The organism is Haloarcula sp. CBA1115, from assembly GCF_000827835.1.
Classification (GTDB): Archaea; Halobacteriota; Halobacteria; order Halobacteriales; family Haloarculaceae; genus Haloarcula; species Haloarcula hispanica.
Genome location: NZ_CP010529.1, coordinates 3312362 through 3335322, shown reverse-complemented (window position 1 = coordinate 3335322; position 22961 = coordinate 3312362). Strand labels below are relative to the sequence as shown.

The 22961-nt window shown below is 64.5% G+C and carries 27 protein-coding genes; 13 read left to right on the top strand and 14 right to left on the bottom strand.

Annotated features, from left to right (window positions below; all coding sequences use genetic code 11):
• Positions 1-97: 97 nt before the first annotated feature.
• On the top strand, positions 98-946 hold the full coding sequence (locus SG26_RS16600) for a class 1 fructose-bisphosphatase (protein WP_004960905.1): 849 nt from the start codon (positions 98-100) through the stop codon (positions 944-946).
• Between the two features lie 19 nt (positions 947-965).
• On the opposite strand, the gene SG26_RS16595 is transcribed toward SG26_RS16600, so the two are convergent.
• From SG26_RS16595 to SG26_RS16585, 3 genes are read right to left on the bottom strand one after another with little or no spacing between them, the layout of a single operon-like run.
• Positions 966-1715, bottom strand: a complete 750-nt coding sequence (locus SG26_RS16595; RefSeq protein WP_050038173.1) for a metallophosphoesterase — start codon at positions 1713-1715, stop codon at positions 966-968.
• A 48-nt stretch (positions 1716-1763) separates the two neighbouring features.
• Positions 1764-3485, bottom strand: a complete 1722-nt coding sequence (locus SG26_RS16590; protein ID WP_014040545.1) for a hypothetical protein — start codon at positions 3483-3485, stop codon at positions 1764-1766.
• On the bottom strand, positions 3482-4762 hold the full coding sequence (locus tag SG26_RS16585; RefSeq protein WP_050038172.1) for a Single-stranded DNA binding protein: 1281 nt from the start codon (positions 4760-4762) through the stop codon (positions 3482-3484). Before SG26_RS16585 ends, SG26_RS16590 begins: the two co-directional genes overlap by 4 nt.
• A 243-nt stretch (positions 4763-5005) precedes the next feature.
• Between SG26_RS16585 and SG26_RS16580 the strand changes: the two genes are divergently transcribed.
• A complete protein-coding gene (locus SG26_RS16580) occupies positions 5006-5464 on the top strand; it encodes a hypothetical protein (RefSeq protein WP_023843295.1) in 459 nt (152 codons plus the stop codon).
• A 44-nt stretch (positions 5465-5508) separates the two neighbouring features.
• A complete protein-coding gene (locus SG26_RS16575) occupies positions 5509-6168 on the top strand; it encodes a 2,5-diamino-6-(ribosylamino)-4(3H)-pyrimidinone 5'-phosphate reductase (protein ID WP_014040542.1) in 660 nt (219 codons plus the stop codon).
• A gap of 16 nt (positions 6169-6184) precedes the next feature.
• Here SG26_RS16575 and SG26_RS16570 read toward each other — a convergent pair whose 3' ends face one another.
• Together SG26_RS16570 and SG26_RS16565 are read right to left on the bottom strand one after the other, a co-directional pair.
• Positions 6185-6472 (bottom strand): hypothetical protein, encoded by a 288-nt coding sequence (locus tag SG26_RS16570; RefSeq protein ID WP_014040541.1) that lies wholly within the window; start codon positions 6470-6472, stop codon positions 6185-6187.
• Between the two features lie 66 nt (positions 6473-6538).
• Positions 6539-7588, bottom strand: a complete 1050-nt coding sequence (locus SG26_RS16565; RefSeq protein ID WP_050038171.1) for an NAD(P)/FAD-dependent oxidoreductase — start codon at positions 7586-7588, stop codon at positions 6539-6541.
• 101 nt (positions 7589-7689) lie between these two features.
• On the opposite strand from SG26_RS16565, the gene SG26_RS16560 reads away from it, so the two are divergent.
• From SG26_RS16560 to SG26_RS16535, 6 genes are all read left to right on the top strand, one after another.
• Positions 7690-7974, top strand: coding sequence for a DUF357 domain-containing protein (locus SG26_RS16560; RefSeq protein ID WP_014040539.1), 285 nt, complete (start codon positions 7690-7692; stop codon positions 7972-7974).
• 74 nt (positions 7975-8048) lie between these two features.
• The gene (locus SG26_RS16555) at positions 8049-8543 is read left to right on the top strand and encodes a fasciclin domain-containing protein (protein WP_050038170.1); all 495 of its coding nucleotides are present in this window, start codon (positions 8049-8051) and stop codon (positions 8541-8543) included.
• A 179-nt stretch (positions 8544-8722) separates the two neighbouring features.
• Positions 8723-8998 (top strand): winged helix-turn-helix domain-containing protein, encoded by a 276-nt coding sequence (locus SG26_RS16550; protein ID WP_014040537.1) that lies wholly within the window; start codon positions 8723-8725, stop codon positions 8996-8998.
• A 55-nt stretch (positions 8999-9053) separates the two neighbouring features.
• Positions 9054-9356, top strand: a complete 303-nt coding sequence (locus SG26_RS16545; protein WP_023843293.1) for a hypothetical protein — start codon at positions 9054-9056, stop codon at positions 9354-9356.
• 479 nt (positions 9357-9835) lie between these two features.
• Positions 9836-10804 carry a transcription initiation factor IIB family protein gene (locus SG26_RS16540; protein WP_014040535.1) on the top strand — a complete coding sequence of 323 codons (969 nt, stop codon included), beginning with the start codon at positions 9836-9838 and terminating at the stop codon, positions 10802-10804.
• Between the two features lie 73 nt (positions 10805-10877).
• Positions 10878-11057, top strand: coding sequence for a hypothetical protein (locus SG26_RS16535; RefSeq protein ID WP_004515550.1), 180 nt, complete (start codon positions 10878-10880; stop codon positions 11055-11057).
• Here the strand turns inward: SG26_RS16535 and SG26_RS16530 are convergent, their stop codons facing one another.
• From SG26_RS16530 to SG26_RS16515, 5 genes are all read right to left on the bottom strand, one after another.
• Positions 11058-11462 carry a translation initiation factor IF-2 subunit beta gene (locus SG26_RS16530; RefSeq protein WP_014040534.1) on the bottom strand — a complete coding sequence of 135 codons (405 nt, stop codon included), beginning with the start codon at positions 11460-11462 and terminating at the stop codon, positions 11058-11060.
• 134 nt (positions 11463-11596) lie between these two features.
• Complete coding sequence (locus SG26_RS21220; protein ID WP_154020804.1) at positions 11597-11770, bottom strand: hypothetical protein; 174 nt, start codon at positions 11768-11770, stop codon at positions 11597-11599.
• A gap of 197 nt (positions 11771-11967) precedes the next feature.
• Positions 11968-12711, bottom strand: coding sequence for an FAD-dependent thymidylate synthase (thyX, locus tag SG26_RS16525; RefSeq protein ID WP_008308896.1), 744 nt, complete (start codon positions 12709-12711; stop codon positions 11968-11970).
• A gap of 82 nt (positions 12712-12793) precedes the next feature.
• Positions 12794-13453, bottom strand: a complete 660-nt coding sequence (locus SG26_RS16520) for an ATPase domain-containing protein (protein WP_044951863.1) — start codon at positions 13451-13453, stop codon at positions 12794-12796.
• A 10-nt stretch (positions 13454-13463) separates the two neighbouring features.
• Complete coding sequence (locus SG26_RS16515; protein ID WP_023843291.1) at positions 13464-14048, bottom strand: response regulator transcription factor; 585 nt, start codon at positions 14046-14048, stop codon at positions 13464-13466.
• A gap of 122 nt (positions 14049-14170) precedes the next feature.
• On the opposite strand from SG26_RS16515, the gene SG26_RS16510 reads away from it, so the two are divergent.
• Positions 14171-14746, top strand: coding sequence for an MBL fold metallo-hydrolase (locus SG26_RS16510; RefSeq protein ID WP_050038169.1), 576 nt, complete (start codon positions 14171-14173; stop codon positions 14744-14746).
• Positions 14747-14767: 21 nt separating this feature from the next.
• On the opposite strand, the gene SG26_RS16505 is transcribed toward SG26_RS16510, so the two are convergent.
• Together SG26_RS16505 and SG26_RS16500 are read right to left on the bottom strand one after the other, a co-directional pair.
• Positions 14768-15592 (bottom strand): ATPase, encoded by an 825-nt coding sequence (locus SG26_RS16505; protein ID WP_050038168.1) that lies wholly within the window; start codon positions 15590-15592, stop codon positions 14768-14770.
• Positions 15589-15912: a DUF5827 family protein gene (locus SG26_RS16500; RefSeq protein ID WP_079980837.1), complete on the bottom strand. Its 324-nt coding sequence runs from the start codon at positions 15910-15912 to the stop codon at positions 15589-15591. The genes SG26_RS16505 and SG26_RS16500 overlap by 4 nt, the downstream gene beginning before the upstream one ends.
• 27 nt (positions 15913-15939) lie before the next feature.
• Between SG26_RS16500 and SG26_RS16495 the strand changes: the two genes are divergently transcribed.
• The 3 genes from SG26_RS16495 (at position 15940) to SG26_RS16485 (ending at position 20399) form a co-directional block, all read left to right on the top strand.
• Positions 15940-17697, top strand: coding sequence for a histidine kinase N-terminal 7TM domain-containing protein (locus tag SG26_RS16495; RefSeq protein WP_050038167.1), 1758 nt, complete (start codon positions 15940-15942; stop codon positions 17695-17697).
• Positions 17698-17738: 41 nt separating this feature from the next.
• Entirely contained in the window at positions 17739-19901 is a 2163-nt protein-coding gene (locus tag SG26_RS16490) for a glycoside hydrolase family 3 C-terminal domain-containing protein (protein ID WP_050038166.1), read from the top strand.
• Positions 19902-20009: 108 nt separating this feature from the next.
• Complete coding sequence (locus SG26_RS16485) at positions 20010-20399, top strand: thioredoxin family protein (protein ID WP_050038165.1); 390 nt, start codon at positions 20010-20012, stop codon at positions 20397-20399.
• A gap of 2 nt (positions 20400-20401) precedes the next feature.
• On the opposite strand, the gene SG26_RS16480 is transcribed toward SG26_RS16485, so the two are convergent.
• Entirely contained in the window at positions 20402-22555 is a 2154-nt protein-coding gene (locus SG26_RS16480; protein WP_050038164.1) for a thioredoxin domain-containing protein, read from the bottom strand.
• Positions 22556-22609: 54 nt separating this feature from the next.
• Positions 22610-22873 (bottom strand): hypothetical protein, encoded by a 264-nt coding sequence (locus tag SG26_RS16475; RefSeq protein ID WP_050038163.1) that lies wholly within the window; start codon positions 22871-22873, stop codon positions 22610-22612.
• Positions 22874-22961 lie beyond the last annotated feature (88 nt).

Here is a 22961-nt window from a genome sequence, read left to right as displayed (position 1 = left end):
GGGCGTTGCGGGGGAGAACGGGTACAGCCTTATGTCGTTGCCCTGGGATATGTGGAATCATGACTGACGCCTGTGCAACTGCGGCCGGTGATGGCCTGTGAACACGCTTGATGAGATCGAACGGGCGGTAAAGGACACGGCCCACTACGTTAGCGGGAACCTGGCGAACTACGCCAACAGAGCCGCTGGCGAGAACCCGAGTGGGGAGCAACAGGTCGGTGGCGACGTGTGGGCCGATGACCTGTTTTTCGACGCACTCGCGTACATCGACGGCATCGGCGCGTACGCGAGCGAGGAACGTAGCGACGTGGTCGACTGTGGCGAGGGCTACAGCATCGCCATCGACCCGCTCGATGGCTCCTCGAACCTCGCCTCGAACAACTCCGTGGGGACGATAATCGGGGTCTACGACGCTGAACTGCCCGCGGCGGGCCGGGAAATGGTCGCATCACTGATGGTGCTATACGGCCCATACACGACGCTGACAATCGCCCGGTCCGACCGCGATGTCGTTCAGGAGCACCTCCTCCGGGACGGGCACAGCGAGCGCTGGGGCCAGTTCGAACTGCCAGCAGAGGCGACTGTTGTCGGGTTAGCGGGCAAGACTGGCGAGCGAAGCGACGCGTTCAACGACATCGCCCAGTCCTTCGAGCGGGACCTGAAGCTCCGCTACGGCGGCGCGACCGTCGCCGACCTGGCGCAGGTGCTCGAATACGGCGGGCTGTTCGGGTATCCGGTGACGTCGGGGTACCCAAACGGTAAGCTTCGGGTCCACTTCGAATCAGCGCCGCTCGCGTACCTCGTCGAGGCTGCCGGTGGGGCCTCTAGCGACGGCTCGCAGTCGTTGCTCGACGTTGAACCGGACGGTATCCACGACCGGACGCCGACGTTCCTCGGGAACACAGAACTGGTCGACGAACTCGAAGCGGCGCTCTCGGAAACATAGGCGGGTACAGAACGCTGGCTCAGACCTGCTGGTAGGCCCCTAACCGCGTGCCATCGAGCAGGAACGCCTCGGCATCCGCCATCCCCTCGGGCAGGAACGGAGCTAGGAACTCTTGTCCGTCGACGTTGACCCACGTCCCGCCGGAGCGGTCGTTAAACGCCGGAAAGACGACGATGTCCGGCGCGTTCTCGACTGGTTGGTCGAACTGTTCGGCAAAGGGCTCAGTCACCAGCGAGCCGCGGAGCCAGGCCCGCTCCTTCTGGGCCCCACCGACGCTGTCTTCGAGTCGGACGACGGGATGTTCGTGGCCGACACAGACGACGTCGGCTTCGAGCACGTCCGGCGCGGGCCAGGTGTGGCCGTGGGCGAACCCGACAGCGCCGATGCGGGTGCCGTGTCCCGGCGTCACTTCGACGTCGGCGTCGAGGTCAGACAAGACTGGCTCCAGACCGCCGTCGTGATTCCCTTTCACCAGTGTCACGGGCACGTCAAGGGCGTCGAACAGCGTTTCGAGCTCCGCTCGCTCGTCTGCGAACGGGTCGCCGATGGCGTGGCCCAGGTCGCCGATGACGACCAGCCGGTCGGCCCGGGCGCGTCTCAGGCATGTCAGCAACCGCTCCCGGCGGGCCTCGGCGGCCGACTGGAGTTCGACCCCCTCGTATCTGAGCCCTGCTTCGATGCCGGCGTGATAATCGGCCACCGCCAGCAGTCGCTCCCCGTCAGTATCGACGGTGGCCGCCGGGACGTCGGGAAGCGGTTCGACACGCATCTGCGCTCGGTTGGGTCGCAGGGGAGAAAAGGACCGCGGCTCGGTGCGTCAGATGGGTGTGAGCTTGCCGTCCTCGGGCTCGTAGCAGCGTCCGCCCATCAACGCGTCTTGGATGGCGTCCTCGACGGCATCGGCGTCCGCGCCGTGGCGGCTCACGACCGTCGAGCGGAGTTCCTCGCGGTCGGCCCCACTGCCGTCGTCGAGGTCATCCATGACCGCCATGACGGCGTCTTCGAGGTCCACGTCCTCGGTAGGCGCGTCCTCGCTCGCCGACTCGTCTGGTGTGGTCTCGTCGGCTGCGGCGTCGGTCGCTGTTTCGGGCGTCTCGGCGGGTGCGTCGCTTGTGGCCGCGTCAGCGGTCGGCTCGGGGGACTCATCGCCGGCCGGTGCACCGGGCGAACCGGGTGCGGGCTCGGCGTCGGCGGCGTCTGCGGGCGCGCCCTCCTGGGCCGCGTCGGCCAGTTCTTCGTGGTCCGGCGTCTCGATGTCGGCCTCGCCGGGCTCATCCACTTCCGTCCCGCTCTGGAAGTCAGTGCCGTACTCCTGTTCGATTTCCTCGCGTTCGTCCTCGTCCAGTTCGAACTCGGTGTCGAAGTCGCCGAGGTCACCGCCGTTGTCGGGTTCGGACGACGACTCCGGTTCGTCCTGTCCCATCGCGTCGGCGTCGGTCACCGGCTCACTCGACACCGGTGGTTCGTCCACGGGCTCGCTCTGTTCAGGCGTCGAGGACACGTCCTCACCCACGGACTCACCCGGCGTGGTTTCGTCGGCTGCGGCGTCGGTCGCTGTCTCGGGCGTCTCGACGGGTGCGTCACTCGTGGCCGCGCCGGCGTCTGGCTCTGTCGACTCGTCGCCGACCGGTGCGCCGGGCGAACCGGGCGCGGGCTCGGCGTCGGCAGCGTCTGCGGGCGCACCTTTCTCGGCCGCGTCGGCCACCTCCTCGTCTGTCGTCGGCTCAGTAGCGCCGGACTCGGTTGCCGTCGCGTCTCCCTCTGCGTCCTCAGTCGCCGTCTCCGGGGTGGAAACGTCAGTATCGAGGTCGAGAGAGGCAAGGAGCGGAATCGGGTCGTCGGTCCCGTCGTCCGGTGACAACGACAGCCCTTGCGCCTCGTCCGTGTCGCCGGCGACGACGCGAGCGGCGTCGAGCGCCGTCGTCCGGAGCGCGTCGAGGTAGTCGCCGGTCGTGCCGTAATGATCCAGCGCGAGCGTGATGCCGGCCGCGGCACTCTCGTCGATGCCTTGGTCCAGCAGCGCGAGGCGGAGTTCGTCGCCGGCTAAACCGGCCTGTTTCGCGCTGGCCATCTGTCCGATGCGCGAGACGGTCTGCTCGGCGGCCTGGACGACCCAGCGGTCCCGCGTGTCCGCGTCGACCTCGCTGATACTCTCGGGTCGCACCGAGGTGAACACCCGGTCGCTGTCGTCGGGCTGGAAGGTGCGGGCCTTGCCCGTGACGGCGACGAACATCGGCGGGTCGGCCCCTTCCAGAAACGCCAGTTCGTCGGGCTGGTACTGGCCGGCGTAGATGACGAACGGGCCGGTCGGGTCCACGACCCGGGCGCGCAACACGTCGTCGTTGACCTGTTCGAGTTCGGTGAGGACGCCGACGAGGAACAGGCGGTTGACCCGCGCGCCGGTCGGCGTGACGACGTAGTTCGGCGCGCGCTCCTCGTCGGACTCCGAATACGAGAAGTCGGCGTCGTCGAACTCCGCGGCGAACAGCCGATGGGCGACCTCCCGGCGGCCGGGGCCGCTGTCGCCGGATTCGCTCATGCGTCTGCCTCCTGTAGGAGGGCCTGCGCACGCGTCGCCGGGTCGTCGTCGGCCTCGGTAAAGGTCGAGGCGGTGAGGTTCGCGCCGTACTCGTCGACCGACAGCGACCCGCGGACGACGTACTCGCGGCCCACGATGCGGTCGCTGATGCGCTCGGCGACCACCTCTTTGTCCATCGCGTCGCGGGCGTGCTCGCGGGCGTCGTCGAGGTCGCCACCGTACACGCGGGCGGTGAGTTCGTCATCGAGCACCGCGGTGACGGTGTCGGTTCCGTCGTCGAGGATGGCCTTCGTCCGCAGGTCGTCCTCACCCTCAACCGCGCCGTGGGAGCGACACTGGCCGTTCTGGATGACGCGGCCACACTCCGGACAACGCTCGATGAGGCCGGAGCCGTCCCGCACCTCGATGACGTTGCCGGCCAGTTCCACGTCGAACAGGCCGCCGCTCTCGACAGCCTCCCGGATGGACATCCGGGGCGCGTCTTCGGTGACCTCGACCGTGCGGTCCAGCGCGGTCACCGTCGAAAACTCCGAGACGTTTACCGACGGCGCACCGCGGAACTCGCGGACGAACGTCTCGTCGAGGCGGACGGACGCCCCTTCCTCGATTTCCTCGTGGGGCTCCCAGTCAGTGAAGGGGAGGCGGCCGCTCTCGTCGCCGAGGACGCCGCTGAGAATTGTCGTCTCGCCGTCGCGGCCGTCGATGACCTTCTGTTCGCATTCCAGCACCTGCACCTCGACAGTGATGCCGCGGTCACCCGGTGCGAGGTCCTGTAGCGCGGCGCGGCCGCCGACTTCATAGTCGATGTCGAGCGTTTCGTCGACGACCTCGGGGTTGGTGCTGTCGCCCAGATTAAGCTCCGGCTGGCCGTCCCATTCGCGGACGCCGGCGTTGCCGAGCTGGACGGTCTGGCCGGGCTGGAGGTCGCCCGAGAAGCCGTCCCAGGCCGTGTAGGATATCTTCCCCGTCTCGTCGGCGAGTTGGCCCTCGCGGATGACGTGCTGTTCCCCGTTGTACTGGATGGAGCGACGACCCGACGTGAGCACCACGGCGGTGACCGTCACGTTCGAGTCGTCGGTCGAAACCTCGTTGATGGCCTTGCTCGACGGCGTGCTATCGCCGCCCGAGCTGCCATCGCCGTACTTCCGTCTGAGGCTCTGCTTGGCCTCGTCCATCGGGACGGAGTAGTTCACGAGGTTTTCCAGGTCGCGTGTGACCTCCTCTTTGTCAACACCGAGGTCGGAGGCGAGCTCCTCGGCATGGTCTTCGAGAGACATCGACTGACGGTTCGACGGGAGCACTCAAAAGCGTTTTCGGCCGGCCGTGCAAGTCACGACCGTTCACACCTGTTCAAAATCGCCCACAATTCTTATTTGTGATACTGTAATCTCTCAGGATATGGGCGTTGACTGTGTTGGGACGTTTCAAATGGCTAAAAAGTACGTTATCGGAGATATTCGACTAGTCGGGATTCGTGATATCAGATCAAATAATAACGGCAGTCGCCCGGGGGCCTGACTATGGGTAGTATGTTCGGGTCGAAGCCGTCGGAGGCGCACGTCATCTGGCGGAGTGGCCGGAACAACGACGGCAAGAAGAAGTTCGATTTCGAGTATCTGGAGCTGTGGGCCGCCCACTTCGGCGTCGACTTCGAGCAGTGGACCCGCGTCGATCACGACCGCGGTGACGAACCCCGCGAGCAGTTCGCTTGCGTGTTCCGCTGGGCGAAAAGCGGCGGGCAGGAGCTGTCCGTCGGCGACGAGGAGTGGACGATGGGGTCCCAGCGCAAACCCCGCACGTTCCTCGAAATCGACGAGGAAGGGATGGTCAGGCTACGGGGCTGGAGCACGGAGACGACGCTCGACGTCGAAGAACTCGTACTGAAAAAGACGGTGCTGAAGCTGAAAACCGGCGACGGCACCGTGAAGAAACTCGACGTCCGGAAGCTGTCGAAGCGCCCCGAAACAACGTCCTCCTGACTGTAACCCAAAAGCCGTTTGACGTGTCGCCGGCACGAACGAGTATGCACGTCGTCGTCAACGCCGCCATGAGTGTCGATGGGAAACTCTCCTCCCGCCGCCGCGAACAGATCGCTATCTCCGGCCCGGACGACTTCGACCGCGTCGACCAGCTTCGAGCCGACAGTGATGCTGTGATGGTCGGCGTCGGTACGATTCTCGCTGACGACCCCTCACTGACCGTCGACGACGCCGACCGCCGCGCCGCCCGGGCCGACCGCGGCAAGCCGGAAAATCCCGCACGCGTCGTCGCCGACTCCCGCATCCGAACGCCGCCGGACGCCACAGTGCTGGACGGTCGCGCCCAGACCTACCTCCTCGTCAGCGAAGCCGCCCCGCCGGACTTCATCGAGGAGATGGAAGACGCCGGCGCGTACGTCATCGCCGCCGGGCAGGACCGGGTCGACCTGACGACGACGCTTGCGAAACTGGAGGGCGACGGTATCGACCAGCTCATGGTCGAGGGTGGCGGCGAACTCATCTTCGGCCTGCTAGAAGAGGCGCTGGTCGACGAGCTGTTCGTCTACATCGGGCCGAAGGTCATCGGCGGCCGGGACGCGCCGACGCTGGCCGACGGCGACGGCTTCATCGAGGACTTCCCGGAGCCGGAGCTGGCCGGCGTCGAACGGCTCGACGACGGCGTGGTGCTACACTGGCAGTTCTAAGAACTGGCCGACAGAATTAGTGGTCGTGGCCGGTCAGCTCGGCGAAGGACTGGCCGAAGCGCTCTTCGAACAGTTCGCTGGTTTCCTCTTCGAGCGCGACGATCTGCTCGTCCGGCTCGCCCTGCGCGTGGTGGACAGCGCTGTGAATCCGCTGGGTCATGCCGAACATCGCGATGTCGCCGACGACCTGCGGGTCCGTCTCCTCGGGCGACTCTCGGAGGATGTCTACGAGTTCGCTTGGGACGGTGAGTTCGTCGGTCTCTTCGCCGTCGTCGATAGTCAGCGTGACAGTATCGGTTGCCATGCCGCTCACTCCGGGGGCTATCCTAAAGGGTCTGTGGATGTGGGGACGAACGAAGAAACAACTGCGCTAGTCGTCGGCTTCTGCCGCGGCCTCGGACTCCGCCTCGGCGGCGGCCTCGGCCTGTGATTCGAGGTACTCGTCGGCGTCGATGGCGGCCTTACAGCCCATCCCGGCGGCGGTGACGGCCTGCTGGTAGTGGTAGTCGACCACGTCGCCGGCACCGAAGATCCCGTCGACGTCGGTGGCGGTCTGGTCGCCGCCGGTGCCGCCGTGGGTCTGGATGTAGCCGGTATCGTCCAGTTCGACGCCGGTGTCTTCGAGGTAGTCGGTGTTAGGCGTGTGGCCGATAGCGATGAAGACAGCGCCAACATCGAAGTCGAAGGTTTCGGTCTCGTCGTCGTCGAGCTTCTCGCTGGGATGGCCCTCGTCGTTCTGTGCGAGGGTGACGTGGTCGACCCCGTCTTCGGGTGAGCCGTGCATCTCCAGCAACTCGGTGTTTCGCATGATCTCGATTTCGCCCTCGTCGACCTTCTGCTGGACGCGGTCGATCCAGTAGTCCTCGGCGCGGAACTCCTCGCGGCGGTGTGCGATGTAGACGGTGTCGGCGAACTTCGTGAGGAAGTGGGCCTCCTCCATGGCCGCGTCGCCGCCGCCGACAACGAGCATGTCTTCGCCGCGGAAGAACGCGCCGTCACAGGTTGCACACGTCGAGACGCCGTAGCCCATCAGCTCGTCCTCGCCGGGGACGCCCAGCGTCCGGGCGCTGGCTCCGGAGGCGGCGATGAAGGCGTCGCAGGTGTACACGTCGCCGTTCGACAGTTCCACGCGGAACGGCCGTTCGCTGTCGTCGATGTCGGCGACGATGCCGTGTTTCAGCTCGGTCCCGAACCGCTCGGCCTGCTCTTTCATGTTGTTGATGAGGTCCGGACCGGAGAGCCCCTCGGGGAAGCCGGGGAAGTTCTCGACTTCGCTGGTCAGCGTGAGCTGCCCGCCCGGTTCGTCGCCTTCCAGAACGAGTGGGTCGTTGTTACTTCTGGCGGCGTAGATGGCCGCTGTCAGTCCCGCTGCGCCGGTGCCAGCGACGATGAGTCGTCGGTGTTCGACCGATTCTGTCATTAGCCAAGCTAGACTACCGGGCCGTATTTAGCTTGTGTTGTCGTGCGCCGAACTCGCACTGGGACGACACGCTTAGGCCACTGCCACCGTTCGCTGAGGGTATGGCCGCAGATCTCGAAGAGAAGACCGACCGCTACGAGGGACTGCTCGCCGAGGCGCTCGACGCGGCATCAGTCGCGCCACCTGAAGGGACGCCGATGCACGACGCCGCACTGGAGTGTGAAGAGATGGCGGCGGCGTATCTGGCGGACGGTCGCCACTTCAGGGACGACGACGACCCGGTCAACGCGCTGGCATCGTTCTCGTACGGGCATGCGTGGCTGGACGCGGGCGCACGTATCGGACTCTTTGACGTTCCGACCGAGGGTCACCTATTCACTGTCTGAAACTATGGTCTAATTTGGGTCCCAGTTCGGAAACTGGTTAACTGTCAACAGTCCTCCGAATCGCCCGGGTTTCCATGAAACAGACCAGGCGCAGTGTGTTACGGAGTATCGGTGCCGGAACAGCAGTCGCAGTCGGTGGCGTCGGTGCCGCGACTGCCGCGCCGCCGAGAGACGGCGATACGATCATTGACGTGGCCATGGCGGCCGACGGCTTCGACGTGCTGGTCGCCGCTGTCGCGGAAGCCGGTATCGGCGAGACACTCAGCGGGAACCGTCAGCTGACGGTGTTTGGGCCGACCGACGATGCGTTTAACGCCGCGGGAATCACTGTCGACAACGTCGGCGATGTTGACGACGAGTTCCTCGTGGACGTCCTCACGTACCACGTCGCACCGGGCGAGCGAGACGCAAGCTCCGTCGTCGACTCGGAGAAAATCCCGACGCTGAACGGGGCGAAGATCGACGTAGACGGGACTGACCTCAACGGCGACCAGGCCGATATCGTCGACACGAACATCGAGGCCTCCAACGGCTTCATCCACGCCATCGACGGCGTGTTGCAGCCGTAACCCGGCGCACGACTATCTCGAGCCCGTGCGTGACAGCCGGCCAGAATTGCCACCCCGCGACGACCGCTTCGGGTTCTTGATGCCCACCGCTGACAATTAGCTTCCGCCGTTACGCTCGTAGGCAGTTATCGCACAATCGGCCAGTGGATATACGTACGCCCGGAGAGTTGGGTCCGCTGATGGAGGGTGTCCTCTGGTACGTTCTCTCCGGGACCCGTGGGGGGCCAAACAGAGCCCGTATCCTCAAGGCCCTCAAGCGACGGCCCCGGAACGCTAACCAACTGGCGGAGGACCTTGACCTCGATTACAAGACCGTCCGGCACCACCTTGACGTGCTGTTGGACAACGGCGTCGTCGACAACACCGGCGGCGACTACGGCTCCGTCTACACGCTGACGGACAGGACCGAACAGTACTGGGACACCATCGAGGAAATCATCGCGGAGATCGAGTGACAATGGCTGAAATCGGGAAAGGAGTCTTACCACGAGCCGGCATAGGAGGGCACAGATGGCAGTCTGGATGACCGCGGCGAGTGTCGCGTCCGCGCTCAACGTCGTGGTCCTGCTCGTGCTACTGTCAGTCTGGGTCCGGAACTACCTGGCAGTGGGTTCGAAACACGCGCTCGGACTGACGGTCTTCGGGGTACTGTTGCTCGCCGAGAACTGCCTGTCCGTCTACTACTACGTCCTTGACCCGGAGGTCGCCGTGCTGTTGCGAAGCGCCGCCCCTGTCGCCGGTCGCGCGATGACATTCGTTGCGATACTGGAGCTCGGAGGGCTGCTGTTTCTGGCGTGGATCTCGCTCGATTGAGCGGTCGCCGCGACATCCCACGAACGGGGGCTCTCGTCGCGCGGATGTATGCATCTGGAGCGTAATTGTAACCAAACTGTATCGACTGGTAACATCGCTTTTTATATCTCATCACTCCCCCACGATGTGCGGAACCACACGGTGACTCCCGCTGACCCGGTAATTCCGGGACCCACTTGCCGCTCCCGACCGATCAGGAGCGGTCGTATCGAGGTGAGGACTGGTCGTTCGACGGAGCACAGATGGAGTCGCACGGCGGTGCAGCCCCCCATTTATGCGTTGTGCACGGACGGCGGCGATAACCACCAAGATTATATAGCCGTACGGCGGACCATGTCATACCCTATCACCCCGCTATCCGGCGGTTCCTGCGGAAATACGGAGAAAGATTTATATACTTTACGGACTAACTATAGGATAAGACAGTTTCCCCAAACAGTCTTAAAATTTCTGCACCCGGCAGAACAGAACTCCCAATCATGAGTGAATCACCAACGCGGACGAGCACACGAGAACGAGACGAGCAAATATCCGAACCGACGGAGCAGGAGGCTGTAGAGGCCTGTCCCGAATGTAGTGGCAACGTCGTTACGGACTCCGAACACGGCGAAACAGTCTGTGAGGACTGTGGACTGGTCGTCGAAGAGGACGAGATCGACCACGGGCCGGAGTGGCGGGCGTTCAACTCCGCAGAGAAGGACCGCAAGTCCCGCGTCGGTGCGCCGACGACGAACATGATGCACGACAAGGGGCTCTCGACCAACATCGGCTGGCAGAACAAGGACGCCTACGGGCGTTCCCTCTCCAGCGAGCAGCGCCAGAAAATGCAGCGGCTCCGGACCTGGAACGAGCGGTTCCGTACCCGTGACTCCAAGGAGCGCAATCTCAAGCAGGCGCTGGGCGAAATCGACCGGATGGCCTCGGCGCTGGGACTCCCCCAGAACGTCCGCGAGACATCCAGCGTCATCTACCGACGCGCGCTCGGTGACGACCTCCTTCCGGGCCGCTCCATTGAGGGCGTCGCCACGTCCGCGCTGTACGCGGCCGCTCGCATGGCCGGAAACCCCCGGTCGCTGGACGAGATGGCCCGCGTCTCCCGCGTCGAAAAGATGGAACTCACACGGACCTACCGGTACATCGTCCGGGAACTCAGCCTCGAAGTCCAGCCGGCGGACCCGGAACACTACCTCCCGCGGTTCATCTCCGACCTCGGACTCAGCGAGGAGACCCAGCGACAGGCACGGGACCTCATCGAAGGTGCTCGCCAGTCGGGGATGCTCTCCGGCAAATCGCCGGTCGGCATCGCCGCAGCGGCCGTCTACGCCGCCGCGTTGCTGACCAACGAGAAGGTCACACAGAGTCAGGTCAGCGACGTCGCCGACATCTCCGAAGTGACTATTCGAAACCGGTACAAGGAACTCCTCGAAGCCGAGGACCTTCCGGCCTGACGCCCGGGTGAAGGCAGACTAATGGGGAGACGCCAAGGCTTTTTATCGTTGGATATGTGTGTGAGTAACATACATGGAGGAAGCGTACGTTCGATTGCTCTGTCCTGAGTGTAAGAAAGACTGGGAGTCGACGCCAACGGACTTGCCGCGACACGACACGACGTTCCACTGCCCGAACTGTCACGCGAGCCATCGGCTCGCCGTTTTTACCCGCACGGAAAACGACTTGCAGACGCTGAAAGGTCTGCAGTAGCTACTCGCTCGTCGCCGAGCGGGCGCCACACGCCTCACAGCGGAGCAACAGCGCGCCCTGTTCCCGTTCCAGTTGCGTGTCCGGCAGCCCACACTCCGAGCAGAGCACGAACTCGTCGACGTACTCGTCGATGGACGCCTCGATACGGTCGGCATCGAACTCGCCGGTCAGGCGCGCTCGACCGCTCTCGTCGATGTGGCCGCTTGTCCCGAGGTCGTTCTGGAGGAACTTCATCACATGGTCGTCCTCGCGTCCGAGCCGGGAACACGTCGACTGGAAGTTCTCGTAGACGGTGACGTTCCCTTCCTGTCGGACGTCTGGATCGGGGACCTCGAACCGCTCGCTTGTGCCGTCAATCTCGGGCGTCTCCTCCATCGCCCGGTCGAGCATGTCGTCGTATTCCATACTCCTACGTCACAGAGCGGTCAACAAAAACTTTTCATACGGACTGTTTGAGCGATTTCCCGGTCTGTGTCGACCCCGAGGTCAGCACTATCCGGAACTATCTACAAGAATCCGTCACAGCCGGTGGTGGCCCGCTATCGCCAGGTTGTAAGTGTGCAGGTCTCGTCCGCTACCATCGAAATCCAGATGTCATCGTGGGCAATATCGGCGATGACGAACCGCTGCTGGCCGTCGACATCGTCGACAGCACACATCACATCAGACGCAGTGCCCGACCGACGGGTGGGACGTTCAACCTCGTAAGACACAATTGTTTATCTAGGATGTGCGGTAATGAATGTGTCGTACTCGTTTCGTCTTTTGATACTCTGAAATCCGGTCGTTGACGCAACAAAACGGCTCGTGTCTCGCTATTGCCGTTGTGAGTATCAAGGTCGATCCAACAATTGTCGATGCCCACGACCGAAGACAGCTGTTCTGAACTGCCGCGAGAAGTGCGGCTCTGTCAGGGTGCGAGCCGGTTCTTGCGTCCCTTCATCTCCCGCTCGTAGTAGTCGAAGGTCTTGGGACACCAGTCGGCTGCCAGGTCGAGCATCTCCTCGGTCATCTCCCGGATCTCCCACTGTGCGTCCGCCGCGGCTCGCATGTCCGCGACGTGCATCAGCATCCGGGCGTTCATCGACATCACGATGTTCACCTTTGTTCCGATTGGCAGCACGAACCGAGCGTCTTCCGGTGGCATTCCCAGCTCAAGCAGTTCCTGGTACGATTCGACCGCCTGTTCGATGGTGTCTTTGAATATTTCCGTGCGCTTCTCGAACTCCTCGTCGGAGACGCTCGCTTTCTGCTGGTTCCGGCCGATCCAGTCCGGGTCCGTCGCGGACGGCGGCGTCACGACCAGTTCGCCTTCCCGGACGGCTTCGGGGTCCACGTCGTCGAAGGAGACGTACCGCATCGACTGCACGTCGAAGGAGACGTGGCGGTGGCGGGTGATCTGGGCCATACAGGAGCGGGAGACCCCCTCCACGGCGAAGGTCGCCTGCGCGTGCTCGAACGGACCGAAGTGGCCGTGGTCGAGCAGGTGGCCGATGAGCGTCTCCTTCTTGTCGTCAAGGGTGTCTCCGTCGACCTCAGCCATCGTCGCTTCGAACGACTGGCTGCCGACGGAGGTGTCGCTGTAGTCGTTACGTGCTGCCTTGCAGATGAGGTCCTCGGGGTCGTCTGTGGCTTCGAGCAGCTTTACGTCCATATCGGGTGGGTGAACCGGAGCGGCAAAATACTTCCTTCCCGGACCGACACGGGGTTCGGACCGCCTGTGGATGGCGACGTACTCAGATGTCCTGCCAGTCGGTCGGCTCGCCGGCGAGGCCGAGCACGCGGGCCTCGCGGCCGCCGCCCTCGGCGTCGCGCACGTCGATCATCCCGTCGAACGCCTGCTTGATGACCTGCAGTGTCTGGTCGTCGTGGGCTCCCGAGTCGATGGTGAACACGCCGATGTAGCCCGCGGAGTCCAGCCGCGAGGACAGCACATGACAGAACTTGAACACGGTCTTCTTGTCCGTGTAGGTCAGCATCGTCGACAGCGAGACGAGGGCCAGACGGCCCTGTTCGTTGCCGGCGTTGTGTAGTCCCTCCAGCGCCTTCGTGATGCCGATACCGATGCCGGTGAGATCACCGGGCGAAGAGACGTGGTGGGCGTGGGCGTTGCCGATTGCCTCCTCGTCCGTGCCACCTTCGCCCCGACAGTCGATGACACCGAGCTGGGAGTCGTCGAGGTCGGGCACGAGCGACCGGAACTCCTCGACGACGCTGCCCGCGCCGTCTCCGGTCGTCACGACCACTGCGCCGTCGTCCTTTCGCAGACCATCGGCGAGAATATCGTATGCGAGTCGTTCCTTCCCGCTCATTGCTGGGCCGGAGATCAGGATGCTGGACCCTGGCCGGACCTCACTGAGCGCATCGAACTCTAGTACTGAGGTGAGATCATACATTGTTTGTCGCTCAGTTGTCTTCATCGTCGCTCAGTCCGCGAAGCGTTGCGATGAAATCGGAGTCGTCTTCGATGCCACCGAGTGTCTCCGAGAGGTCGTCTCGCATCTCTGCGACTCTCTGGGTCAGTTCGTCGTACTGGTCGCTCTCCGCCAGCTCTGCGCTCGATTTCGTCGCTTCCAGCGTCGCCTGCTTCTCGACGAGCGCGTAGTACTCCTGCAGCAGAGAGTCGTACTCGGAGCGGTCGAGCAGATTGTCGACCGTCTCGTGGAGCTGTTCGCTCCGAATCGGCTTTGAGAGGTATGCATCAAAGCCCATCTCCAGAATATCGAAGTCCGGTTCGACGGCAGTGACCATTGCCACCCGACAGCCCAGCTTCCGCTCGCGAATACGCTCCAGCACTTCGTCCCCGGAAAGTCCGGGCATCATCCGGTCGAGCAACACGACATCGACATCCGCGTCCAGTTGCTCCAGGCCCTCGTCGCCGTTCTGTGCCATGCGGACCTCGTACTCCTGTTGCAGCCACAGTTTGTACGTCTCGGCAACATCTGGTTCGTCTTCGACGATAAGCACCACAGGTAGGTCCGAATCTGACATAATGTTCTACTATCCCCCGTTTGCATATCCACGTACATAGCCCTGTGGGTGCGGGCGTGTAGCGCGTCTCGGCCGGTGACAGAACGATACCCACATCCGGGACGACGGTCAATAGGCGGGTAATGATTCGAAACCTCGCCCGTGGGCAGCAGGCCTTCACGAGCAACGTGTTCCTCGTCACTGGGGACCGAACCGTTCTGGTTGACGTCGGCAACGAGTTCGACGTGGTGTCGGCCGTCGAAGAACACGTCGACGACATCGACGCTGTTGCGGTCACCCACACCCACTACGACCACGTCGAGAACCTCGACAGCGTCGTCGACGCCTTCGACGTGCCGGTGTACGGCTACGACACGGACCAGGACGGTGTCGAGCACGCTATCGCTGATGACGGAACGATACAGCTAGGTGACCACGACTACCGGGCGCTGCACACGCCCGGCCACAAGAACGACCATCTCTGCTTCTACTCGGACGAAGCCGGCGTCCTGTTCGCCGGCGACCTCGTATTCGCCAACGGGAGCTTCGGCCGGACCGACCTCGACGAAGGCGACCGTAGTCTGCTCGTCGACAGTATCGAGCGGGTGCTGTCGGTTGTCGACGAGGACTTACAGGAGATGCACACTGGCCACGGGCCGAGCGTCACCGACGCGCCGTACCAGGACATCGAACTGGCCCTGCAGGCCGCGAAGTTCTGAGGCTGCGGCTGAGCGATAGTTTTAGTCGAAGGCACAGGCCAGCAAGGCGTCGTAGGCGTGGTCGTACGCATCGGCGACCGCCGCCGGGTCGTTGCGCTGCTCGCTATCGAGTGCGGGGAGCCGTACTGCTGCGACCTGCTCGATAAGGTCGACGACGTTCGGCACCCGTTCCTCCAGTTGCCCGTCGCCGGGACCACCGGTGGCGATCTGACAGGCCTTGCTGTACCGGTCGCCGTCGTAGATGCGTGCTCGTCCCGGCTCGACGACGGCCACGGCGTCCGGTTCGACGCCCGACAGCGGCCGGGCCACGTCGCCGTAGGACTCGACGACCGCCCGGTCCGTCGTCTCGATGTCCGCGGCGAGTGACTCCAGTGCCTCGACGTGCATCACCCGCATCAGGTCGTTGAAATCGGCGACTGAGGTGACCCGTGGCGCGTTGGCAACCGGGAGTCGTTCGGCAACGGACTCCGGCAGGTCGACGGTCCCGTTGACGACGTATTCGACCCCGGTTTCAGAACTCGGACGGCCGACCCGGTCCACGACGAACTGCTGGTTTTCTTTCCCGAGCAGGCCCGTCTCGGCTCCCGGTGAGGGGTGCCAGAGGCGGTGAATCGGATTGATCTCTTCCGGTGCGACATCGCTCGGTGACGCGGCCGCGAGGCGCTTGGCGTCCTTGCCGTACAGCCGCCCCTCGTTTGTCGCTCGCTGATAGTCGTCGTGGTCGAACCAGTAGTTGTTGCCCGCTCTGGGCTTGAACCCCTGAGCGCTGGTCCGTTCGAGCAGGCCGACGCTGAACGTGGTCTTGCCCGCGTCGACCCGGTCACTGCCGGCAACGAGGAGCTTCATGACTCAGCGAGGCCGTACAGCCCGACGACGTCGTCGTCCTGCGGGTCGGCGATGACGAGGTCGTCCTGATTGAAGATCATCCACGGGATGGCCCAGTCGATGAACACCGACTCGCTGGCCTCGCTGAGTTCGGCGTCCGCCGGGAGGCCCTGCAGGAGGCGGGCGATTTCCGGGATGGTGTACAGTTTGTCGGCGTCGAGAATGTCCGCGGGTTCGTGGAGCTCGAACGACAGTATCTCGTCGAACTCCTGCTTGTCGACAGGCATACCCACCGGTATGCCGAGCGAGTGGGTAAATCCCTCGAACTGGGCGGAACCCATTTACTCGCAGAGCCGGATTATACGTCAATGGCCACGCTGCTCGTTGCATATGCCTTTTCCCTGCTTGTCGTGGCCGTTGTCCTCGGGACGCTGTCGGTGTACGCGTGGAGCCGGCGTGACTCTCCCGGCGGGACCGCGCTCTCTGTTCTGCTCGCCGGGCTCTCGATATGGGACCTCTGTGCCGCGGTCGGTGTTTTGACGCGCGGGACTGAGTTGGCTCTGTTCTTCGCGTACGGCCTGTACGTCGGCGTGATGCCCGCGATGGCCGGCCTGTTCGTGTTCGCGCTGGCCTACACCGGCCGCGACCGGTATCTCGGCTGGCGGGCCGTCGCGTTACTGGCTGTCGAACCTCTCGTGTTCTTTGCCGCGCTGTTTGTCGGCCCCGACGGTGCGATATACGCTATCTCCGGCCCGACGGACGCTGGTATGTACGGCTGGGAGATAACCCCTGGACCGGTCTTCTGGGGGCATCTGGTATACTCCTATGCACTCATCGCCGTGTCGAGTGCGCTTCTCATCCACTACGCACTCGTCTCCGGCGGCCTGTACCGGAAGCAGGTGTACGCCGTCCTACTGGCTATCGTGCTCCCGTGGTTCGGGAGCGTTGTCAGCATCTTCGGTGATACCGCAATCGAATTTACACCGCTGTTGCTGGCTGGCACCGGGCTCACGCTCTCGTGGGCGTTTTTCAAAGGCCGACTGCTGGACATCTCGCCGGTCGCCTACCGGGAGGTCGTCGAATCCCTCAACAGCGCTGTGTTCGTCGTCGATACGGACGATACGATAATCGAGGCCAACGACGTCGGCCGGCAACTGCTCGGAGACGAAGATATCGTCGGGAAATCCGTCGAGGACGCGCTCGAAACGTCGCCAAAGCTACTGGAAAAGTACCGCGGCCTGAACGACGACGCCGAGGAAACGCAGGCCGTCATCGAGCAGCGCGACCGGTTTTTCGACGTCCAACTCACCCCGCTGTATGACTCCCACGACGCGCTGGTCGGACGCGTGTTTCTCGTCCACGAAATCACCGAGCAGAAAGAGCGCGAGCGGGAACTCGAACGCCGGAACCAGCAGCTCGACCAGTTCGCCGCTGTCCTCTCTCACGACCTCCGGAACCCGCTGAACGTGGCCTCGGGCCGACTGGCGCTGGCCCGAGAGCGGAACGACCCCGAAGAGTTCGACCGTGTCGAGGAGGCCCACGACCGGATGAGTAGCCTCATCGACGAGGTACTCGCCTTCGCCCGCGACGAAAAGACGACTGACAGGGTCGAGCTACAGCTTTCGGCGCTGGCGAAGGCGGCCTGGGGCCACGTCGACACCGGCAAGGCGACGCTGCGAATCGACGGCGACCGGGAGATTATCGGCGACCGTGACCAGCTCCTGCAACTGTTCGAAAACGTGGTTCGGAACAGTGTGGAACATGGTTCCACAGGCAGTCGACCAGATGCCGACGACAGCGCTGACCACGGGCACAGTCGGACAGGGTCCGACGACAGTGTGGCACACGGCGGCGCGGGGGTAACGATACGCGTTGACGCCACCCCGGACGGGTTCACGATCAGCGACAACGGCCCCGGCGTGCCGCCCGAGGAACGAGAGGAGGTATTCACGCACGGCGTCACCAGTTCCGAGTCGGGGACCGGCCTCGGACTGGCCATCGTCCAGCACGTCGTCGAGTCCCACGGGTGGGACGTCGAGATGACGGAGAGCCGGTCCGGCGGCGCGAAACTCGTCATTTCGGGGCTCGAAACAAGGTCGACACAGCTCTCTGAGACGCCGTCCTGAGCAGCCGACAGTATAAGGCCCGCTCGGCTGTGAACTGCGATATGGCTGACGACGACCACATTGGAGCGGTGCTCGCCCGGCTGTCCCGCGAACAGAAACTCGCGCTCGTTCGCGGCGCAACCGACCCGGAAGGCACAGCGACGGGATACATCTCTGGCGTTGAGGCGGCCGGGATTCCGCCGTTTCGCCTCGTCGACGGGCCGCTGGGAATCCGCGCTGAGGGCCAACGTGCGACCGCCTTTCCGGCGTCGATTGCGACCGCGGCGACGTTCGACCTCGACCTGGCTCGGCGACAGGGAGCGGCGATGGGCCGCGAGGCGACGGCGCTCGATCAGGACGCGTTGCTCGCGCCCGGCGTGAACATCATCCGGATTCCACACTGCGGTCGCAACTTCGAGTATCTCTCCGAGGACCCCGTCCACGCCGGCGCTGTCGGGGCCGGCCTTATCGACGGCATTCAGTCCGCGGATATCGCGGCGACAGTGAAACACTTCGTCGCAAACAACCAGGAGACACACCGCACGACCGTTAGCGCCGAAGTGGACGAGCGGACCCTCCGAGAGCTGTACCTCCCGCCGTTCCGCGCGGCCGTCGACGCCGGCGTCGGGTCGGTGATGACGGCGTACAACCGAGTGAACGGCACGCACATGAGCGACCACGAGCGCCTCGTCGGCGACGTACTCAAAGGCGAGTGGGGGTTCGACGGCTACGTCGTCTCGGACTGGTACGGACTGGAGAGCACCGTCGACGCGGCGAATGCAGGCATGGACCTGGAGATGCCCGGCGTGGCGGCCCCCGGCGCAGCGGAAGCCGCCGACAGCGACACCGCGGATGGCGACGAGGAGTTCGAGTGGCCCGACGGCATCCCGGACGCAACGCGGGCGGGCCTGTTCGGCGACCCGCTCGCCGATGCCATCGACGGCGGCGAAGTCCCGGCCGGCCGGCTGGACGACATGGTTCGGCGGATTCTCGGCCAGATAGATCGATTCGGGCGGCTGGACAGTAATCGGACTACTGCCGAAGCCGGTGAAAGCAGCGACGCGTCGGTGGGCGAACTCGACAGCCAGCGACACCGAGATATCGCTTCGGCCGTTGCGGCCCGCGGAACCGTGTTGCTCGACAACGACGGCGTCCTGCCGCTGGATGACGGGGCGGACGTGGCCGTCATCGGGCCGAATATCGACGAGCCGAAACTGGGCGGTGGTGGCTCCTCAGAAACAACGCCGATCCACTCGGTTACCCCGGTCGACGGGATCGAATCTCGTTCCGAGGGCGCAGTCACGACAGCGCTCGGCGTCCCGCAAATCGAATCCGTTTCGCTGTTCGACCTCCTGCCGTTCGTCGGCGAGGACGACGAAACCGACGGTGCGGCTGGCGACACAGCCGACCGGGAACCATCGCTCGACGACGCCGTCACGGCAGCCGAGTCCGCCGATGTCGCCGTCGTGTTCGTCCGCGACGCGACGACAGAGGCGCGGGACCGGGATTCCCTGAAACTGCCGGGACGACAGGATGAACTCGTCTCGGCCATCGCGGCCGCCAACGAGAACACCGTGGTCGTCGTCAGGTCCGGCGGCCCCGTAGAACTCCCGTGGCGGGAGGACGTGGCCGCGGTCCTCGAACAGTGGTATCCCGGGCAGGCGGACGGGGACGCGGCGGCCGCCGTCCTCTACGGCGACCGCGACCCGAGCGGCCGGCTCCCGGTCACCTTCGCCCCGGAAAGCGAGTATCCGACTGCAGGGACTGAACGCCGCTATCCCGGTGTCGATGACGAAGTCCACTACGATGAGGGCGTCTTTATCGGCTACCGACACTTCGACGACGCGGATGTGGACCCGACCTACCCGTTCGGCCACGGCCACTCGTACGCGGCGTTCGAGTACGGCGATGCCGAAACCACAGGCGAACAGACAGTCGCAGTCCCCGTCGAGAACGTCGCCGACAGGCCGGGCCGAGAGGTCGTTCAGGCCTACGTCCGACCGCCATCCGTGGACGGCGTCGACCGCCCGGAGCGCGAACTCGCCGGGTTCGAGGCCGTGCAGTTGGACGCCGGCGAACGGCAGACGGTGGAGCTGACATTGGACGACCTGGCGCTTTCGCGGTACGACACGGATTCCGGCTGGACAGTCGATTCCGGGACCTACACCGTCGAAATCGGCCGGTCGTCTCGGGACGTTCGGACGACTGTCCGAGTCGACCGCTAGCGCGTCCGGACTCGCCTCGGCTGAAACACCGATTTTCCGCTGGAGCCCGTCTGAAGCGGAAAATTCACGGCCGGGGATTTCAAGCCCCCTGACTACATACAGCCAGCTATGAGTCAAACGCTCGAAACCATGGAGCCGAACCCGGTGTGGGTCGAAGACGCCTATTCCGACACCGTCGACGTTCTCACACACTACGCTGATGAGTTCGAGTACAAGATCTGGGGCGGCGACTGGTGCAAGGACTGCCGGGCCCAGCTCCCCGACTTCGGCGCGGCCCTGAAAGCCGCCCATATCCCGGACGCCCAGATTCACCACTATCCCGTCGAGAAGGAAGACGACGGCTCGAAAACCGGACCACATGTCGAGGAGTACGACATCGAACTCATTCCGACGGTCGTCGTCGAGCACGACGGCGAGGAGATAGCCCGCTTTGTCGAGGAGGAGCCGGTCCCTATCGCCGTGTCTCTCGCCGACCAGATCGAAGACGCGATGGCGTGAGGCTACTCTCCGTCGTCGGCCGTTGTGCCCCAGTCTAACGCCGTCCCGAGGTCGTGTTTCGGCGGCGAACAGGCGAAGTTCCGGCAGGCGTACACCGTCGGCTCATCGTCGACCGGCTCGCGGCCGGCCCAGATCGGCGGCGACTCGTCCAGTTCGAGCGCGTCGAGCCACTGCTCGAAGCGGCCCTCGTCGGCCGGTCGGTGAGCCAGCAGGCGGCGCGGGACGTACCGCTCGGCGAGGGTCTCCGTCCACTCGCTCGGATAATCGGGCTGATTGCCGACCAGCGTCAGTTCCAGCGCACCCTGCTCGTAGGTATCCGTCGCTAGCGTGAGCGAGGCGTGCTGGAGCGGGTTCGAGGAGACGCGGTCGGCGTGGGTGCGGATGACCCGCTCTGCGACCGTCTCGAAGCGGTCATCGTCGCTGAAATGGGATAGCGACAGCAGGAGGTCGACGGCGACGCCGGTGCTGGAGGGCGTCGACTGGTCGGTCAGTTCCTGGGGTCGCGCGACCAGCGATTCGCCGCCGGTCGGCGTGAAAAAGAGCGTGCCCTCGTCGTCGTCCCAGAACGCCTCGGTGATGGCCTGGCCGAGGTCCATCGCGAACGCGAGGTGCTCCACGTTGCCGGTCGCCTCGAACAGCGTCAGCGCGCCGCGGCCGAGGAACGCGTAGTCCTCCAGATAGCCGTCGATGGCCACGTCGCCGTCCTTGTAGCGGCGATTGAGTCGCTCCGCATCGGCGTCCCACAGGTGCTCCCGAACGAACGAGAGGGCGTCGGCGGCCACGTCGGCGTAGGCGTCATCGAGGACAATCGCGCCCTCGGCGAGCGCCCGAATCATCAGACCGTTCCAGCCGGCCAGCACCTTTTCGTCGCGGGCCGGCCGCGGACGTTCTTCGCGGGCCTCGAACGTCTCGTTCAGTGCGCGCTGGAGGCTCGCCGTGATGTCGTCCTCGCTTCGCTCGTACTCCTCGGCCAGCACTGACACCGGCTTCCGGACGGCGAGCACCGTCGCCCCCTCGAAGTTGCCCGGCTCAGTGACGCCGTAGTAGTCACAGAAGATGTCAGCGTCAGTCTCGTCATCGACGGCGTCGTGGACCTGCTCGGGCGTCCAGACGTAGAACAGCCCTTCCTCGCTGTCGCCATCCGAATCTTCAGGTGGGACACTTTCGGCGTCCAACGTGCTGAAAAAGCCCCCGTCGGGGTGTTGCAGCTCGCGCTGAACGAACTCGAAGGTCTCCCGCACGACCGACGCGTAGCGCTCCGAGCCGATGGCCTGGTAGCCGGCGAGGAAGGCCCGCGGGATCTCGGCGTTGTCGTACAGCATCTTCTCGAAGTGCGGGACGGCCCACTGCTGGTCCGTCGCGTAGCGGTGGAAGCCCCCGCCGACGTGGTCGTACAGCCCCCGGTCGGCCATCACGTCCAGCGTCTCCTCGACGACGGTCAGGTAGTCCTCTTGGCCGCCGTCCGCGTGGGTTCGCAGAAGTGCATGGAGCCGCCCGTTCTGGGGGAACTTCGGGCCGCCGGAGCCCCAGCCGCCGTCCTGCCGGTCCGCGCCGCGGTGGGCGATGGTGCCGGCGGTCTGAATGATGTCCTCTGCGGGGTCCTCAGGGTCAGCCGGCGTCGCTTCGAGGTCGCTCTCGATGGCCTCGGTCCACTGCTGGGCGCGGTTCTCCATCTCCTCGCGCTGTTCGGGGTCCGACCACGAGTCGGCGAGCCGCTGGAGCAGGTCGCCAAAGCCCGGCTGGCCGCGCTTCTCCTCCGGCGGGAAGTACGTCCCGACGTAGAACGGCTCGCCTTCGGGCGTGAGCCAGGCCGACAGCGGCCAGCCACCGCCGCCGGTCACCTGCTGGCAGATGCTCATGTACACCGAATCGAGGTCCGGCCGCTCCTCGCGGTCGACCTTTATCGGGACGAAGTGCTCGTTGAGTTGCTCGGCGATGGCCTCGTTCTCGAAGCTCTCCTCCTCCATGACGTGACACCAGTGACACGCCGCGTAGCCGATCGAGAGGAAGATAGGCACGTCCCGTTCCTTGGCGGCCTCCAGGGCTTGCTCGTCCCAGGGCTGCCAGTTGACGGGGTTGTCCGCGTGCTGGCGGAGATACGGGCTCTCTGCCTCGTCGAGTCGGTTGCGAGAGGTCGGGTCCGTCGTGTCGCTCATACCTCTGGCTGGGAGCGCCGCGGGGAAAAGAGACGCGACGACGGCAGCTAGGCCTCACTCGTCAGCCAGTTGGATGCCACGGACGATGACGTACATGAGAACGACGCCGGCTCCGACGGCGAGGATAAAATCCCCGAGTAGGGCCAGTAATGCACCCAGTGCGGTGTTCTCCGCGCCGAAGAGCGCGACGGCGTAGGGAGGGAGGCTCACAGCGACGAACACGCCGATGAGTTTCGCCAGCGGAACGGCTTCGGAGATAATTCTGGCTATCTCCAACTCTCCTGTAGCGGGGTCGATGAAGGGGCGGGACGAGGGCATGCACCTGTGTGTCACAAGGTTGGGCAAAGTAGCTCTCGGTCTCTGTCCGGCGGACCGTACACGACAGCGCTTCCGATGTGGAAACGAC

Excerpts from the sequence above, each read along its gene's own strand:
- SG26_RS16595 (WP_050038173.1), bottom strand. The coding sequence starts at position 1,715 with ATGCGTGTCGAACCGCTTCCCGACGTCCCGGCGGCCACCGTCGATACT.
- SG26_RS16590 (WP_014040545.1), bottom strand. The coding sequence starts at position 3,485 with ATGAGCGAATCCGGCGACAGCGGCCCCGGCCGCCGGGAGGTCGCCCAT.
- SG26_RS16585 (WP_050038172.1), bottom strand. The coding sequence starts at position 4,762 with ATGTCTCTCGAAGACCATGCCGAGGAGCTCGCCTCCGACCTCGGTGTT.
- SG26_RS16580 (WP_023843295.1), top strand. The coding sequence starts at position 5,006 with ATGGGTAGTATGTTCGGGTCGAAGCCGTCGGAGGCGCACGTCATCTGG.
- SG26_RS16575 (WP_014040542.1), top strand. The coding sequence starts at position 5,509 with ATGCACGTCGTCGTCAACGCCGCCATGAGTGTCGATGGGAAACTCTCC.
- SG26_RS16570 (WP_014040541.1), bottom strand. The coding sequence starts at position 6,472 with ATGGCAACCGATACTGTCACGCTGACTATCGACGACGGCGAAGAGACC.
- SG26_RS16565 (WP_050038171.1), bottom strand. The coding sequence starts at position 7,588 with ATGACAGAATCGGTCGAACACCGACGACTCATCGTCGCTGGCACCGGC.
- SG26_RS16560 (WP_014040539.1), top strand. The coding sequence starts at position 7,690 with ATGGCCGCAGATCTCGAAGAGAAGACCGACCGCTACGAGGGACTGCTC.
- SG26_RS16555 (WP_050038170.1), top strand. The coding sequence starts at position 8,049 with ATGAAACAGACCAGGCGCAGTGTGTTACGGAGTATCGGTGCCGGAACA.
- SG26_RS16550 (WP_014040537.1), top strand. The coding sequence starts at position 8,723 with ATGGAGGGTGTCCTCTGGTACGTTCTCTCCGGGACCCGTGGGGGGCCA.
- SG26_RS16545 (WP_023843293.1), top strand. The coding sequence starts at position 9,054 with ATGGCAGTCTGGATGACCGCGGCGAGTGTCGCGTCCGCGCTCAACGTC.
- SG26_RS16540 (WP_014040535.1), top strand. The coding sequence starts at position 9,836 with ATGAGTGAATCACCAACGCGGACGAGCACACGAGAACGAGACGAGCAA.
- SG26_RS16535 (WP_004515550.1), top strand. The coding sequence starts at position 10,878 with ATGGAGGAAGCGTACGTTCGATTGCTCTGTCCTGAGTGTAAGAAAGAC.
- SG26_RS16530 (WP_014040534.1), bottom strand. The coding sequence starts at position 11,462 with ATGGAATACGACGACATGCTCGACCGGGCGATGGAGGAGACGCCCGAG.
- thyX (WP_008308896.1), bottom strand. The coding sequence starts at position 12,711 with ATGGACGTAAAGCTGCTCGAAGCCACAGACGACCCCGAGGACCTCATC.
- SG26_RS16520 (WP_044951863.1), bottom strand. The coding sequence starts at position 13,453 with ATGTATGATCTCACCTCAGTACTAGAGTTCGATGCGCTCAGTGAGGTC.
- SG26_RS16515 (WP_023843291.1), bottom strand. The coding sequence starts at position 14,048 with ATGTCAGATTCGGACCTACCTGTGGTGCTTATCGTCGAAGACGAACCA.
- SG26_RS16510 (WP_050038169.1), top strand. The coding sequence starts at position 14,171 with ATGATTCGAAACCTCGCCCGTGGGCAGCAGGCCTTCACGAGCAACGTG.
- SG26_RS16505 (WP_050038168.1), bottom strand. The coding sequence starts at position 15,592 with ATGAAGCTCCTCGTTGCCGGCAGTGACCGGGTCGACGCGGGCAAGACC.
- SG26_RS16500 (WP_079980837.1), bottom strand. The coding sequence starts at position 15,912 with ATGGGTTCCGCCCAGTTCGAGGGATTTACCCACTCGCTCGGCATACCG.
- SG26_RS16495 (WP_050038167.1), top strand. The coding sequence starts at position 15,940 with ATGGCCACGCTGCTCGTTGCATATGCCTTTTCCCTGCTTGTCGTGGCC.
- SG26_RS16490 (WP_050038166.1), top strand. The coding sequence starts at position 17,739 with ATGGCTGACGACGACCACATTGGAGCGGTGCTCGCCCGGCTGTCCCGC.
- SG26_RS16485 (WP_050038165.1), top strand. The coding sequence starts at position 20,010 with ATGAGTCAAACGCTCGAAACCATGGAGCCGAACCCGGTGTGGGTCGAA.
- SG26_RS16480 (WP_050038164.1), bottom strand. The coding sequence starts at position 22,555 with ATGAGCGACACGACGGACCCGACCTCTCGCAACCGACTCGACGAGGCA.
- SG26_RS16475 (WP_050038163.1), bottom strand. The coding sequence starts at position 22,873 with ATGCCCTCGTCCCGCCCCTTCATCGACCCCGCTACAGGAGAGTTGGAG.